The organism is Yinghuangia sp. ASG 101, assembly GCF_021165735.1.
Taxonomy (GTDB): domain Bacteria; phylum Actinomycetota; class Actinomycetes; order Streptomycetales; family Streptomycetaceae; genus Yinghuangia.
Genome location: NZ_CP088911.1, coordinates 1,833,509 through 1,847,880, shown reverse-complemented (window position 1 = coordinate 1,847,880; position 14,372 = coordinate 1,833,509). Strand labels below are relative to the sequence as shown.

General features: G+C 71.8%; 12 protein-coding genes. 2 read left to right on the top strand and 10 right to left on the bottom strand.

Annotated features, from left to right (window positions below; all coding sequences use genetic code 11):
- Positions 1-4 precede the first annotated feature (4 nt).
- On the top strand, positions 5-2,101 hold the full coding sequence (locus LO772_RS07530; RefSeq protein ID WP_231777601.1) for an ATP-binding protein: 2,097 nt from the start codon (positions 5-7) through the stop codon (positions 2,099-2,101).
- Here LO772_RS07530 and LO772_RS07525 read toward each other — a convergent pair.
- The 7 genes from LO772_RS07525 to LO772_RS07495 form a co-directional block, all read right to left on the bottom strand.
- The gene (locus LO772_RS07525) at positions 2,076-3,362 is read right to left on the bottom strand and encodes a hypothetical protein (protein ID WP_231777600.1); all 1,287 of its coding nucleotides are present in this window, start codon (positions 3,360-3,362) and stop codon (positions 2,076-2,078) included. The genes LO772_RS07530 and LO772_RS07525 overlap by 26 nt on opposite strands.
- A gap of 10 nt (positions 3,363-3,372) precedes the next feature.
- The gene (locus LO772_RS07520; protein WP_231777599.1) at positions 3,373-3,870 is read right to left on the bottom strand and encodes a hypothetical protein; all 498 of its coding nucleotides are present in this window, start codon (positions 3,868-3,870) and stop codon (positions 3,373-3,375) included.
- Between the two features lie 135 nt (positions 3,871-4,005).
- Positions 4,006-4,908 (bottom strand): ATP-binding cassette domain-containing protein, encoded by a 903-nt coding sequence (locus LO772_RS07515; RefSeq protein ID WP_231777598.1) that lies wholly within the window; start codon positions 4,906-4,908, stop codon positions 4,006-4,008.
- Positions 4,905-6,761 carry a dipeptide/oligopeptide/nickel ABC transporter permease/ATP-binding protein gene (locus tag LO772_RS07510; RefSeq protein WP_231777597.1) on the bottom strand — a complete coding sequence of 619 codons (1,857 nt, stop codon included), beginning with the start codon at positions 6,759-6,761 and terminating at the stop codon, positions 4,905-4,907. Before LO772_RS07510 ends, LO772_RS07515 begins: the two co-directional genes overlap by 4 nt.
- Positions 6,758-7,699, bottom strand: a complete 942-nt coding sequence (locus LO772_RS07505; RefSeq protein WP_231777596.1) for an ABC transporter permease — start codon at positions 7,697-7,699, stop codon at positions 6,758-6,760. Before LO772_RS07505 ends, LO772_RS07510 begins: the two co-directional genes overlap by 4 nt.
- A gap of 35 nt (positions 7,700-7,734) precedes the next feature.
- Complete coding sequence (locus LO772_RS07500) at positions 7,735-9,282, bottom strand: ABC transporter substrate-binding protein (RefSeq protein ID WP_231777595.1); 1,548 nt, start codon at positions 9,280-9,282, stop codon at positions 7,735-7,737.
- Between the two features lie 772 nt (positions 9,283-10,054).
- Positions 10,055-10,897, bottom strand: coding sequence for an undecaprenyl-diphosphate phosphatase (locus tag LO772_RS07495; RefSeq protein WP_231777594.1), 843 nt, complete (start codon positions 10,895-10,897; stop codon positions 10,055-10,057).
- Between the two features lie 372 nt (positions 10,898-11,269).
- Here LO772_RS07495 and LO772_RS07490 point away from each other — a divergent pair, with 372 nt between their 5' ends.
- Positions 11,270-11,896: a Chromate resistance protein ChrB gene (locus tag LO772_RS07490; RefSeq protein WP_231777593.1), complete on the top strand. Its 627-nt coding sequence runs from the start codon at positions 11,270-11,272 to the stop codon at positions 11,894-11,896.
- A 10-nt stretch (positions 11,897-11,906) separates the two neighbouring features.
- On the opposite strand, the gene LO772_RS07485 is transcribed toward LO772_RS07490, so the two are convergent.
- The 3 genes from LO772_RS07485 to LO772_RS07475 all read right to left on the bottom strand — a co-directional run bounded on the left by LO772_RS07485 (position 11,907) and on the right by LO772_RS07475 (position 14,276).
- Positions 11,907-12,338, bottom strand: coding sequence for a DUF5605 domain-containing protein (locus LO772_RS07485; RefSeq protein ID WP_231777592.1), 432 nt, complete (start codon positions 12,336-12,338; stop codon positions 11,907-11,909).
- Between the two features lie 381 nt (positions 12,339-12,719).
- Positions 12,720-13,169, bottom strand: a complete 450-nt coding sequence (locus LO772_RS07480; RefSeq protein WP_231777591.1) for a hypothetical protein — start codon at positions 13,167-13,169, stop codon at positions 12,720-12,722.
- 477 nt (positions 13,170-13,646) lie between these two features.
- Complete coding sequence (locus LO772_RS07475) at positions 13,647-14,276, bottom strand: LUD domain-containing protein (RefSeq protein ID WP_231777590.1); 630 nt, start codon at positions 14,274-14,276, stop codon at positions 13,647-13,649.
- Between the last annotated feature and the right edge of the window lie 96 nt (positions 14,277-14,372).

Sequence of the window (14,372 nt, the reverse complement as noted above, 5' to 3'; positions counted from 1 at the left end):
ACGCATGGACGGGACGCACAACACCATCAGCGGCGGCGAGTTCCACACCGTCGTGCAGGCGCGCGTCGCGCACATGCACGCGCCGCAGCCCGTCGGGCGTCCACGGCAGCGGCAACTTCCGGCAGCCTACGGTCATTTCGTCAATCGCGCCGGTGAACTCCGGCTCCTCGACAACGCCCTGACACCGCGCGGCGGGCCCACGGTCGTCGTCCTCACCGGCATGGGCGGCGTGGGAAAGACGGCGACCGGCGTGCGGTGGCTCGCGGGCCTGCTCGACCGCTTCGCGGGCGACCACCTGTACATGGACCTCCGCGGGCATGAGGCCGAGACGTCGATGTCCCCGACCGCGGTCATCGACAGGTTCCTGCGCGATCTCGGCGTGCCGCCCGCCGAGATTCCCGTCGACGCGGACCGCCTGCCGGAGCGCTTCCGTTCCGTCACGTCCGAGCACCCGGTGATCGTCTTCCTCGACAACGTCCGCACGGCGGCCCAGGTGCGCCCGCTCATGCCCGGGCATCCCGACAGCCTCGTCGTCGTCACCAGCCGCCACACCCTGGCCGGCCTCAGCGCCAGTCACGGCGCGGTCCGTGTGCCCGTCCGCCCGCTCGACGCCGACGCCGGCGCCGCGTTGCTGGCCGCACTCACCGGACAGACCGAGTCGGCCCCCGAACTCGCCCGTGCCTGCGCCGGGTTGCCCATCGCGATGTGCGCCGTGGCGGCGCAGGTCATCGCCGAGGTCCACGCCGATCTCGCCGAGGCCGCCGCGGCGTTGGAACGGCCCGGTGGCGGGGACACCGATTGGGAGGTGTTGTCCGTGCCCGACGACGACATCTCGGTACGTGCGGTCTTCGACGCCTCGTATCGATCGCTGCCGGCCGCGGCCCGGCACCTCTACCGCCACCTCGGGGTGCACCCGACACCGGAATTCGACATACGGGCCGCGGCCGGTGCGGCGGGGCTCGCCCCCGATGACGCCCGGGGCACGCTGAACGCCTTGGTCCGCGCGAGCCTTCTCGACACCATTCCCGCGACGGGGCGCTTCCGCATGCACGACCTTGTGCACGCGCACGCGGGCGAGACGGCCGCCGCCGCGCCGTCGGCGGAACGCGGCGCGGCCGTCGACCGCATCGTGGGCGACTACCTGGCCCGCGCGGTCGAGGCGGAGCGCGCGGTGAGCGGCAAGTGGCGCCACGGCCCGGCGTTCGCCCGGCCCGCCGACCCGGTCTACGCGACTCCCGCCGCGGCACTCGACGCGTTGGAACGGGACCGCGACAACCTCGTCGCCGTCGTACGCCTGGCGGCCCGCACCGGACGGCACGACGCGGTCTGGCAGTTGTGCGAGGCGTTGTGGGGACTCTTCTTCATGCGCCGCCACTTCGCGGACTGGATCGAGACCTACGCGCTCGGTGTGGTCGCCGCGGAACAGGCGGGTGACCGGGTGGCGCTGGCCCGCATGCGCCTGCACCTCGGGTTCGCGCAGTTCCAGCGCGACGCGGGTGCGGACGACCTCGCCACGGCCCGGGAGGGATTCGAGGAGGCCCTGCGCACGGCCCGGGCGGTCGGACACGCCCGTACTGTGTCCAGCGCGCTGGAGTCACTTGGTCTGCTCGACCTGCGCGTCGGCGATCCGGCCGGCGCCGCCGCGCACTTCGCCGGTGCGGTCGACGCCCTCGACGGAGTGGACCACCCACGCGGCCGTGCGCTGCTGACCCACCATCTGGGACGCGCCTTGGCACACAGCGGGCGGGATGCCGATGCCATCGTTGAACTCGGGCGTGCCCGAAGGGAGTTCGCGGCGCTCGGGGACGGGTACAACGAGGCGCGTGCGTCGACGAGTTCGGGTGAGGCGCACCTGCTCGCGGGACGGGCGTCGGACGCGGTCGCGGACTTCACCGCCGCGCTGCCGCACATGCGCGACAACCGGGTCCGGCACGAAGAAGCCCGCATTCTGCACCTGTTGGGCGACGCTCACGCGGCGTCGGGAGCCGTGGACCAGGCACGGGCGGCATGGCAGGAGGCACTGGAGCGATACGAGGAACTGGGCGACGCGCGCGCCGCGGACGTGCGCGAGGCGCTTAGCGCGGCGCCGCCCGCGCTGTGAGCGTGACGGTCAACGGGCCCAGTCTTACCCGGAGTTCGTCCGGGACGGCATCGGTCGGCAACGTGGCGTAGACGGCCGACGCCGCGACCGCGGTGGTCATCCGGGGGTCGTCGGATGTCCAGGTCACGTGCGCACGCCATCCCGTGGGGGTGCCCACCAGGCAACCGTGCCGCCCGAGTGGCAGCGCGGCGAGCCAGGAGCCGGGGTGGGTGCGCAGCAACGCCGTGAGCCGTGCCTCGACTTCGGGGGACGGGGAGGCATCGGTGGGACGAGCCCGTCCCACGATGACATCCGCCTGGAGGCGCAGCCGTTCGTCGGGTTCCGCGGCGTCCGCGACGAGGTGGGAGTCGCCGTGGTGGGCGTTGGGCGCGGCCTCGGATCCGATGCCGGTCGGGTAGCGGCGCAGGGTCACGGTCGACCCGTCCGAGGCGAGGTCGGTGGTGCAGTGGGTGGGCGGAGCGACCGGGGTGCGGCGCGGTGCGAATGCCGTCTCGGCGTCCGGTAGTTCGACGGGGCGGGCGGCGGCCGGATGCGACGGCTCGGGGAGGTTCATGCGGTCGTAGAACAGCGTCCGCAGCACGCGTGACGAGCCGCCGGGGACGGATGACGCCAGGGCGGTGATGTCGGCGATGCGGGGATCGGGATGTGAACGGTCCACGGCGCGTTGGATTTGCGCGGTGAGCGGGACGCGGGGATCGACGCGGGGGAGGAGCGGGAGCAGCCGGGCGATGGGTGAGTCGTCGGCCAGGGTGCCTTCGGCCGGACGGCCGGACAGCAAAGTGGGCACGCCGATCGCCGCGCCGTAGAACGTGACCGACCCGTAGTCGCCGACCACCGCGTCCGCCGCGACGAGTGCGGCCTTCCAGCCGTCGCCTTCGGGGCGGACGAGGGTCAGCCCCGCCGCTTGCAGGGGTGCGAGCCACGAGCGGATCTGCCAGGTGCTGTGGGCGTACCAGACGTTGGGGTGGATGATCGCGAGCGTCTTGTATTCGTCGCGTGGAAGGGTCGCCACGGTGTGGCGGACGATGTCGAGGGATTTCCCGAATTGCGCCTCCTGGCTCCACGTGGACGATATGGCCACCAGCTTTTGGCCGGGCAGCAGGCCCCAGGCATCGCGGTAGTCGTCACGCAGGGGGAGGGCGGCGTGCAGGTCGTCGAGGCACGGATCACCGGCCACGACCGCCGCGGAAACCGCGTCCGGACAACCGTCCGCGAGCCGTCGCAGTTGCTCGTCGTGGGAGAGGACCACGGCGTCGGGCACGACGGAACCGTCATGGACGAGCCATTCGGCGGTCAGCCCGAAGCTTCCGGTTTCCGGTTTCCGGTTTCCGGTTTCCGGTTTCCGGTTTCCGGTTTCCGGTTTCCGGTTTCCGGTTTCCGGTTTCCGGTTTCCGGTTTCCGGTTTCCGGTTTCCGGTTGAGTATTTTATTGTAGCCCATTCCGTGCGAAGTTCCCATGAGTGGGGCGTTGATTCGGTGGAGTTCTCCGCCGCGGCTCGTGGCGATCGCCAGGTCGAATTTCCCGGCGGTCGCGTCACGCCAGTCCAGAAAGGCGAGTCCGTGCGCGCGGACGAATTCCTCGATACCGTCGCGGAACGGCGACGAGCCGGTGCAGGTGAACACGGTCTGGACGCGTGTGTCCCCCTCGAAGAGGCGCAGCAGGTCCAGGAGCCGGGTGGCCGACGTCACGTTGTGGACAACCCCGAGGACGATCCGCTCCGGCCGTACCGTCAGCCACCTCTCCGCCCCTTCACCCACCGGCAATCCCACGGACCCTCCCCGCACGGTCGCGAGCCGGGGCCCTCCGCGCGTCTTTCGAGGAGAAGCGTTCGCCGTCCCGGCTCGACCGCCGACAGTACACACGCGGACCTGTCGCGGTAGCGAAGCCCCGTCGAGGTGGTCCCGTTACGTGTGGGCCCTCGCGGGCTTTGCGGGGTCGAGGGGGTCGAGGGGGTCGAGGGGGTCGAGGGGGTCGAGGGGGTCGAGGGTGGCGAGGCGGCGGCGTTCGGTGCGGCGTTTTCGTTGTTCGACGGGGTCGGCGACCGGGGACGCGAGCATGAGCCTGCGGGTGTAGGGGTGTTCGGGACGTGAGGTGACGGCGTCGGCCGGGCCCGTTTCGACGGCGTCGCCGCGGTAGAGGACGCTGACGCGGTGGCTGACGTGGCGTACGACGGCGAGGTCGTGGGTGATGAACAGGTAGGCCACGCCGGTCCGGCGCTGGATGTCGAGGAACAACTCGAGGACGCGGGCCTGCGTCGACAGGTCCAGCGCGGAGACCGGTTCGTCGCAGACGATGAGCCGCGGCTCGGGCGCCAACGCGCGGGCGATGGCGACGCGTTGGCGCTGCCCGCCGCTGAACTCGCGCGGCAGCCGCTCGGACGCGTCCGCAGGCAGGCCGACCTGGTCGAGCAGGGTGCGTACGCGCGTGCGGGCGTCGCGGGCCTCGGCGCCTTGCACGATGAGGGGTTCGCTGAGGATGTCGCCGATGGTGAGCGACGGGTTGAGCGAGGTGTAGGGGTCCTGGAAGACGACCTGGATGTCGCGGGCCAGCAGGCGGCGTTCCTTGGGCGGGGCGTGGGTGATGTCGCGGCCGTCGAAGCGGATGGTGCCGCCGCCCGGCTTGACCAGGCCGAGGACGGCGCGCCCGATCGTCGTCTTGCCGGAACCGGACTCGCCGACCAGGCCGAGGGTTTCGCCCGTGCCGATGGCCAGGGACACTCCGTGCAGGACCTCGGTGGGCCGGGCCCGGAAGCCGCGGCCGGGGAAGGAGACGCGCAGGTCGTTCACGTCGAGCAGGGGGGCGGTCATGCCATGCCTTCCGGCTGAAGGGCACCGGTCCGAGGGGCGGCGTCGGGGGAGTCGTCGCCGCGGACGCCGCCGTCGTCGAGGATCGAGTCGAGGAGCATGCGGGTGTAGTCGTGGCGCGGGGCGCGGAGGATGTCCACGACGTCGCCGGTCTCGACGATCTCCCCGTCGCTCATCACCGCGATGCGGTCGCAGATGTCGGCGACCACCCCGAAGTTGTGGGTGACCAGGAGGATCGCCATGCCAAGCTCCTGCTGGAGTTCGCGGAGCAGGTCGAGGATGTCCGCCTGCACCGTGACGTCGAGGGCCGTGGTGGGCTCGTCGGCGATCAGCAGTTTCGGACGGCTGGCGACGGCGCCGGCGATGAGGACGCGTTGCGCCATGCCGCCGGAGATCTGGTGCGGGTACGACGCGAACGTCCGTTTCGGGTCGGCGATTCCGACCCGTTCCAGGAGGGCGAGGACGTGCGCGCGGGCGTCGCGGCGGGTGAGGTCCTGGGTGGCGCGGAGGCCTTCGACGAGCTGTGATCCGACGGTGAACGCCGGGTCCAGGTTCGACATCGGCTCCTGCGGTACGTACGCGATCGACTTGCCGCGCAGCGCCCGCAGTTCGCGTTCGCCCAGGCCGAGGAGTTCCTGCCCGTCCAGCGTGATCGAGCCGCGCGTGACCACCGCCTCCGGGGGCAGGACGCCGAGCGCGGCGAACGCGGTCTGCGTCTTGCCCGAGCCCGACTCCCCGACCACGCCGAGGACTTCCCCGGCGGCGACGCCGAGCGTCACTCCCCTGACCACCTCGCGCAGTTCGCCCGACGGCGTCGGGTACGCGATGGCCAGGTCCTCGACCGTCAGCAGCCCCGAGACCGGTTCCGCGGCCTGGGTGTCCGCGGCGGCGGTTTTCGCGGCGGACGTGGGCGACGGCACCGCGGCGGTCTCCCCGTCCGGCTTCGCGCTCCTGCCCGGCTTGGCGCGCCTGGTCGGCTTGGGCTGGGCGCCTTCCAGCGTGTCGCGCAGCGCGTTGCCGAACAGGACGAGGGAGGCGTTGATGAGCCCGAGCAGCAGACTGGGCCACAGGAATTGGAGGGGTTCGTTGTAGAGGTTGTGGAACCCCTCGGAGATCATCGCGCCGAAGCTGGCGGTGTCGGTGGAGCCGAGGCCGAGGAACGCCAGGCCGGCCTGCAGGGCGATGGCGGAGCCGGCGAGGAACGCGGTGGCGATGATGACCGGTCCGCGTACGGCGGACAGCACGTGGCGGCCGAGGATCCGCGGGTTCGACAGGCCCGACACGCGGGCGGCGTCCACGAACAACTCGTTCTTGACCCCGACGACCTGGTTGCGGACGAGCCGGTAGATGCCCGGCGACATCAGGACGCCGAAGATCGCCATCGTCGCCCGGTAGTCGCCCTTGGTGACCGGCATGAGCACGATCAGCAGCAGCAGGCCCGGGAACGTCATCAGGAGGTTGAACAGCCACTCCGTCACGACGCGGACCCGGGTGCCGAAGTACCCGCCGACCAGGCCCGCGGTGACGCCGATGGCCAGGGCGATGCTGGTGCCGATCAGGGCGGAGACGAGGCTCGTGTTGATCGAGTTGAGGAGCCGCGCGTAGATGTCACGGCCGCTGCTGTCGCCGCCGAGCAGGTAGCCGGAGGTGCCCGGCCCGGCGTCGATCGCGTCCAGGGACGCGTCGTTGGGGCCGTGTGAGGTGATCAGCGGGGTCAGCAGCCCCGCGGCGAAGATGACGATCAGCAGGGCGGCGGAGGCGACGGCCTGCGGGTCCCGCAGGAGTCGGCGGAACGTCGATTTGCGGCGCTGCGGCTCGGCTGCCAGAGGCTCGGCCGCGTGCGGTGCCGTGCTCAATGGATCCTCGCCTTCGGGTTGAGCCAGCCGTTGAGGAGGTCGACGATCAGGTTGACGCCGACGACGAGCAGGACCGCGAACAACGTGACGCCCATGATCACGGGGATGTCGCCCTGGAGCGACGAGTCGAACGCGTAGCTGCCGAAGCCGGGGAGCGCGAAGACCTTCTCGATGATCAGCGCGCCGCCGAACATCGCGATGAACTCCATCGACAGGACGGTCAGGGCCGGCCCGGCGGCGTTGCGCAGCGCGTGCCGCAGCACGATGGACCGCGTCCGGATGCCGCGCGTGCGCAGGGTGCGGACGTAGTCCTTGCGCAGTTCGTCGATCATGCGTCCGCGGATCTGCGACGTCAGGCTGGCCATGCCGTGCAGCGACAACGCGATCACGGGGATGGTGATCGACTTGAGCCACTGCCCGGGATCGTCCGCGAGGGGCGTGTAGCCGGTCGCGGGCAGGATGCTCGTCTTGATGGCGAGCACGTAGACCAGGACGATCGCGATCAGCAGACTGGGGATCAGGAAGCCGACGAGCGAGGCGCCTTGCGCGACGCGGTCGATCACACCGCCGCGCCAGGCGGCCAGGACGCCGAGCGCCACACTGGCCACGGCCGTGCACAGCAGCGCGGCGGTGATGACGGACAGCGTGACGCTCAGGCGCGACGACACGGCCTGGTCGACCGGTTCACTGGTGAAGAGAGAGACCCCGAGATCGCCTCGGACGACATGCGACAGCCAGTCGAAGTACTGGACCAACACCGGCCGGTCGAAACCGAGTTGCTCCTTCATCGCGGTCACGGCCTCCGGGGTGGCCGAGTTGCCCAGCCTACTGGCGGCCACGCTGTCGAAGGACGTGCTCAGCAACAGGAACGTGATCAAGGTGACCAGGACCGTGAGGAGCAGCGCTCCTCCCAGTCTGCGGAGCACATAAGAGATCATGGGGCTCTTTCCTTCTCACCGATACCGGCGTGGCGTCAGCTCGCTGTCCCGAAGGCCCGGATGGTGGTCAGCGTCGACGAGCCGTCACCGAGATAGGTGATGCCCTTCTTGGTGACCCAGGAGCTGCCGATGTAGAAGACGGGGGCGTACCAGGCGTTCTGCGTACCGTAGGTGTTGATCTTCTTGAACGCGTCGGTCGCCTTCGCGGGGTCCTGCTCGCCCGACGCCTCCAGGAGGAGGCCGGAGATCTCGGGGTTCTGCGTGTGGAACGGGTTGCGGATGCCCTGCGGGGAGAAGTACTTCTTGGCGTCGTTCGGGACCGCGTTGAGTCCGTCGGCGGTGAAGTACATCCCGTATTTGCCGGAGGTCAGCGCGATGGAGTTGTTCTGCGCGGGCACCGGCTCCCACGTGACCTCGATCCCGATGTCCTTCAGCGCCTGGCCGATGGTGGGCTCGAAGGGCTTGGTGTAGTAGAGGCTCGGCATCGTCACCGAGAACCCGTCCGCGTAGCCGGCGTCGGCCAGCAGCTTCTTCGCGGCTGCCGGGTCGAACGGGTAGGCGGTGTCCAGCGCCGGGTCGTACTCGGCGCTCTTGGGGTTGACGATCTGCGCCGTGGGCCGGCCCACGCCCCGCAGGAACTGGCTGACCATCTTCTGCCGGTCGAAGGCCATGTTGATCGCCTGGCGCACCCGCACGTCGCTCAGCGGCTTGACGACGCTGCCGTCGCGGTCGGCCAGGACCAGGGTGCCGACCGACGTGGCCGGGACGACGGTGACATCGAAACCGGCCCCCTTCACCTGGTCCACCTGCGTCGACTCGACGGTGCCCGCGTTGAGCTGGCCGTCCTGGAGCGCGTTGACCGCCGCCGTGCGGTCGCCCATCACCTTGACCTCGACGGTCTCGAACGGGTAGGCGGCGGCGTTCCAGTAGTCGTCGCGCTTCTTGAGCAGGTAGGAGGAGCCGTTGACGGTCGCGGCCTTGTCCAGGATGTACGGGCCCGACCCGATCGGGTTCAGCGCGGCACTCGGGTCCTTCATCGTCTCCGGGTCCGCGATCGCGCCGGCGCCCATCGACAGGGACGGCAGCAGGGACGCGTCGGGGTGCTTGAGCTTGAGGACGACGGTGGTGTCGTCGGGTGCCTCGATCGCGTCGATCGCGTCGAGTGAGTTCTGCTGGCTCCCGGGCGTCGTCCGGACGTAGTCCAGGCTCGCCTTGACCCCGGCCGCGTTCACCCCGTGGCCGTTGCTGAACTTCATGCCCGTGCGCAGCTTGAGGGTCAGCGTCCGCCCGCCGTCGGTGTATCCCCAGCTCTCCGCGGCGTTCGGCTGGAGCTGCCCCTTGTTGTCCGTGTACAGCAGCGTGTCGTACACCGAGTTCCAGATGTACGCCGGCTGCCCGTCCGAAAGCTGCGTCACCTCAAAGGAGTTGGGTGCGCCCAGCACCGCCAGAGCCAGCTTGTCGGTACCGGCGGCGGGTTTGTCCGCCGCGCCGCCGCACGCGGCCGTCGTGAGCAGGACGCACGAGGTGAGGGCCGCCACGGGGGCGTACCGGCGGAGACGGCGGGATCTTGGCAGCGTGGGCATCGGGTGAGTCCTTCGATCCGGGAGACGTGGGACCGTGCGCGGAGGGGCCGCCCCGGGTAAGGCGACGTTTCTTTCGGGTTACCGGCTAATTAAGTGTTCGGAGCGGAACGGGTGCCAGCTGTTGCCATCAGTTGTCGCTCCCCGGCCGCACTCGTCGCACAGGGGGCGATGCCGCCGCAATTCGACGGTGCGGTCGCGGGTTTTCCCGGGGGAATTCGGCGCGGTCGGTTGAGGGTTCGCGACAGTGCCCCCGACCTCTTGGTGGGGAAGGCGGCGTGGGGAGGCGGCGCGGCGGACGGCGGGGCGGGGCGGCGCACCGGAGGTCGGCGGGGCGGGAGTGGAGGCCGCGGTCCGGTCGTGCGGCGGGGGCATCCTGCGCCCGCGGCCGGTGACGTGTGCCGCGGGGTCCACCGTCGTGCGTGCTCGCACGCGGTCACGGGGGCCGGTCCTGGGGCCGAGCACGGCCGACGTCGGCCGCGCCCCGCCGCGCCCCGGGGCGGAACAGCTCGGCCGCGTGCGGGCGTTCCGCTCCGGGAACGGACGCGGGCGCACCCGGCCCGGCGGACCTCGCGCGAGCGGGCCGTGGTCGTGCCGCTTTCGGTTCCGGCCACCGCCGTACGAGCGTCCGCCGGTTCGGGCCCCCGATCACGACCAATTCCCGGTCCGAAATCGCGCGGGGAATGGTGTGCCGCACGAGGGCCGGGCTCATCCCGGAAGCCGAATCCCGGAAATCGGGTGCGGCAAACCGAAAGCCGCGCCGGTTCCGTCCGCGTTACTCGACGGCGCCGGCGGTGGCCGCGATGGTGCCGGTGGTGACGAGAACGGCGATGACGATGCCGAGGAGGACGCGGTAGATCACGAACGGGGTGAAGCTGTTGTTCGAGATGTACTTCAGGAACCAGGCGATGGCGGCGTAGCCGACGAGGAAGGCGAGGCCGGTGGCCAGCAGCGTCGGACCCCAGGCGGGGGCGGGGCCGTCGCCGATCTTGAAGAGCTCCAGGATGCCGGAGGCCAGGACGGCGGGAATGGCGAGGAGGAACGAATAGCGGGCGGCGGCCTCGCGGGAGTAGCCGAGCGCGAGGCCCGCGCTGATGGTGCCGCCGGAGCGGGAGACGCCGGGTATGAGGGCGAGGGCCTGGGCGAAGCCGTAGGCGGCGGCGTGGGGGAGGGTCAGGTCGCTGATCGGCTTGGCGCGGCGTACCGCGCGGGTGCGGTCGGCCAGCCAGAGGATCAGGCCGAACGTGATCAGCGCGGCGGCGGTGATCCGCAGATCGCGCAGGCTGGTCTCGATCGTGTCCTGGAACGCCGCGCCGATGATCGCGATCGGCAGGGTTCCGGCGATGACGAACCAGCCCATCCGGGCGTTGGGGTCCTTGCGCCGCTCGGGCCGTACCAGCGCGACGGACCACGCGGTGACGATCGAGGCGATGTCGCGGCGGAAGTAGATCAGGACCGCGGTTTCGGTGCCGAGTTGGGTCACCGCGGTGAACGCCGCCCCGGGGTCGTCCCAGCCGGCCAGGGCGGAGAAGACGCGCAGGTGGGCGCTGGAGGATACGGGCAGGAACTCGGTGAGCCCCTGGACGAGGCCGAGGACGGCGGCTTGCAACCAGGACACGGGCGGCGGGCTTTCCGGGAGCGGGGCGGGCGGATCGGGCTCCGCGGCGCCGGCGCCGTGGAACCGCGGGGGCGGTGGCGGCGGTCAGTGGGGGGCGGGGGGTTCCAGGGGGGCGCGGCCCGGGCGTTCCGCGCACGGGCCGACGGCCGGGCCGATGGGGGACCCCGCCGCGGAGGCCGGTGCGACGGGGGCGAAAGGATGCGGTCGAGGGGCGGCTCGGCGGCGCGCGGGCCTGCCTCGGGCCATCGGGCGACTCCCATCCGACTGGTCGCGACCCAACGTCGCGCGTGCGCGATCCTCGCGCCGGGGGAGCGCCGACCGGCACCCGGCTTGAGAGTACTGGATGTAACGCGGCGCTGTTACGGTTGTTACATGACGATGGCGGATGGACGGGAGGGACGGGACGGGTTCGTCCTGGTGACGGTGAGCACCGCGGGCGCTCCGGCGGCCACGCGCGTGCGGGTCTGGCGCAAGCTGCGCTCCCTCGGCGCGCTCTACCTCCAGCAGTCGGTGTGCCTGCTGCCCGACCGCGAGCCGGTGCGCGGCCAGGTGCGGCGGCTGGCCGCGTCGGTACGCGCGGACGGCGGCGCGGCGCGGGTGCTCGCCGTCGCGGTGGTCGACGACGCCGACCGCCGCGACCTCGTCGCGCAGTTCAACGCCGCACGCGCCACGGAGTACGCCGAGGTCGTCGAGCGCGCCCCCGAGCTGCTGGCGGAACTCGACCGCGAGACCCGCCGCGGGCGCGTGACGTACGCGGAAGTCGAGGAGTCCGAGGCTGACTTGGAGCGGTTCGACCGGTGGCTGGCCAAGATCGCGGCGCGCGACTACTTCGGCGCACCCGAAGGCGCCGCCGCGCGCGCCGCGGTCGAGCGGTGCCGCGAGGCCCTGGCCGTCTTCGAGGACGCCGCCCTCGCCGCGGAGGCCGGCCCGGTCGCCCACGGCGCGACCGACGGCGCCCGGTGCCGCGCCGCGATCCCGCGGGCGGCACCGGAGGCCTGAACGGCGGCCGTCACGCTCCGCGCGGGGGCCGGGTGTGCGGAGCCGGTTTGTCCCGGTCCGCTGGGCGGGGTCGGCCGCCGGCCGCCGCGGGACGGTGTCGCTGCGGCGTCGGCGACGAGATCCTCAGCGCGATGAACTCCCGTCCGGGCAGGTCGACGCGGACGGTTCCGGAGTAGGTGCCCGGGAGTGGCGTGACCGTCATGTTCCAGGTGTCGATGACGTCGACGCGGTACCGGCGGTCGCGCGGCAGGCGCACCGTACGGAACAGCGGGCGGAACGACCCGAAGTACCCGAGGAAGTAGTCGTCGCCGGAGCCGACCCGCGGGAAGTCGAGGCTCATCGGGGCCGGGTCGAACGCGCCGCCGGGGCCTTCCTCGGTGATGCGGCGCGGGAACGCGACGCGGGCGGGGAACCGCCGGTCGGCTCGCTGCCCTTGGACCACCAGATCCGGTCGTCGTCGCGGTGTACGTCTCGCCGTGCCCCGCGTAGCCGCCGCGGACCGCGGCCTCCCAGAAGTGGCGCGTCATCTCCCACGCGTGAGGTTGCCCCAGGCGTGGCGGCAGATGGCGCGTGCCGTCGGCGTGGGTGAAGTGGAACCCGTCGGCGCCCACCGGCCCGTGCTCGCCGACGGTGGCCTCGGTGACCTCGAACGAGCCGGTCAGACCGGCCAGGCCGCGGGCCGGGGCGATGCGCATTCGCCATGCGTATTCGCCATGCGTATTCGCCATGCGTATTCGCCATGCGTATTCGCCATGCGCATTCGCCATGCGCATTGCCACAGACCAATCGTCCCGAACACCCCGCACGCCGGCGCGTTCCGGTGTCAGGCCGCCTTGCGCTTGTCGAACTCCGCCGCGACCGCGTGAATGGGGCCCCGACCCTCAAGCTCGACCGACTTTCCGTCGGCCATGCCTATCGTGACCGGCTGCCAGGTCTTGCCGCTCGCGACCCGGATGGACGCGATGCGGTCGAGGGGGATCCGGCCGAGGTGGTCGCCGACCCGGTTGAGCATCGGGTCGGCCGCCCAGACGTGGAGGGCGCCGTCGCTGATGCCGAACACGACGGCGGCGTCGAGCGGGATGTCGGTCTCCGCGGTCATCTTCTTCGCGGCGGCGCGCGCCGCCGGCCTCGCGATCAGGTAGTTGCCGAGCGGCGTGAGCATGCGCGCCGGGCCGAGCGCGGTGTCGACCCTCGCGTACGCGGCGGCGGCGATCGTCTCGCCGTCGAGCCGCTTGGTCAGGGCCTCGGCCAGGTCGGCGTCCTTGGCGTGCACGGGCAATTCCCCTCGGTCGGACGTCGAGGACGCGGACGCGCCGCTCGGAAATCGGTCACGCGGCCTGCGCCGCGACCCGGAAGGAACGGTATGCGATGCGCGCGCCGACGGGATCCGGAGGAGGCCCGACGGCCGCAACGTCCGCGGAAACCGGCCGAGTTCACGGATCGGGCATCGGTGTCGACCACTCCGCCGCGCACCACGCCCGGTGCCCGCGTGGGGGAGGCGCAACGGCCGGGGGCACCAGTCGAGTTCACGGTTTCCGGCACGTTGTGCCGACCACCCGCCGCCGTTCGGCCGCGGCACCGCGTACCACGCCACGAGTCCGGCCCAAGGCGCCGAGAGTCGCGCCGAGTTCGACCGGGGTACCGACCAACCGGGCGACAAAGCCCGTCTGTTCGGCCGCCGCGGGGCCCGCGCACACGGCTCGTGGCGCCGGAGCGGCGGCGTGTGCGCGGGCTGCCCGCTCGTGCGTCGTCAGAATCCGATGGCCTCGCGCAGCAGCAGGACGGTCACGCGGCCGGGAAGCGGTTCGGCGTTGAGGACGAGGAGGCGGTTGACGGCGCTCGGGACCCCGTAGGCGACCCGCGCCCGGGCATCCTCCAGGGGGAGCGCGTACTCGTGGACGCGGAGCAGCGCGGTGTCCAGGTCGGGGACCACCTTCTGCGCACCGACGATCAGGATCACGCGCGCGGCGCCGCCGGCGTAGGACGGGAGTTGGCTGCCGCTGCCCGAGGCGATCACGAGGGAGCCGGTCTCGGTGACCGCGGCGACGCTGCCCACGACGACGTCGGGACCGGCGAGCAACCGCCGGATCTCGTCGGCCTGCGTCGCGCGGTCCATTCCCAGGACGCGCGGTTTGACGGCCCGGTACCGGTCGCCGGAGTTGATGTCGGCGTCGATACCGGACAGCCGGAGGGTCTCGCTGGCCGCCGTGAACACGCTTGCCCCCTCGGGGATCAGGTCGCGGACACGGGTACGCGCGGCGGCGACGTCGCCGAGGGTCTCCACGGCGAACCCGTTCGCCGCGAGCGCGGCGGCGGCCCGGGCCAGGCGGTCGGCGGGCGCCGGGTCGGTGAACGGCGTGGTGGAGGACGGGGTGGTCATGGTCGTTGCGGTCCTTCCGTCGAGCGGGGGAATCGGTCGGTACGGCGGTGTCGGTGTGCCGCCTCGTCTCGGCATGCGGGCTGGCGGCCGGGCCGT

Coding starts and splice junctions, on each gene's coding strand:
- LO772_RS07490 (WP_231777593.1), top strand. CDS start 11,270: ATGACGATGGCGGATGGACGGGAGGGACGGGACGGGTTCGTCCTGGTG.
- LO772_RS07530 (WP_231777601.1), top strand. CDS start 5: ATGGACGGGACGCACAACACCATCAGCGGCGGCGAGTTCCACACCGTC.
- LO772_RS07500 (WP_231777595.1), bottom strand. CDS start 9,282: ATGCCCACGCTGCCAAGATCCCGCCGTCTCCGCCGGTACGCCCCCGTG.
- LO772_RS07515 (WP_231777598.1), bottom strand. CDS start 4,908: ATGACCGCCCCCCTGCTCGACGTGAACGACCTGCGCGTCTCCTTCCCC.
- LO772_RS07475 (WP_231777590.1), bottom strand. CDS start 14,276: ATGACCACCCCGTCCTCCACCACGCCGTTCACCGACCCGGCGCCCGCC.
- LO772_RS07505 (WP_231777596.1), bottom strand. CDS start 7,699: ATGATCTCTTATGTGCTCCGCAGACTGGGAGGAGCGCTGCTCCTCACG.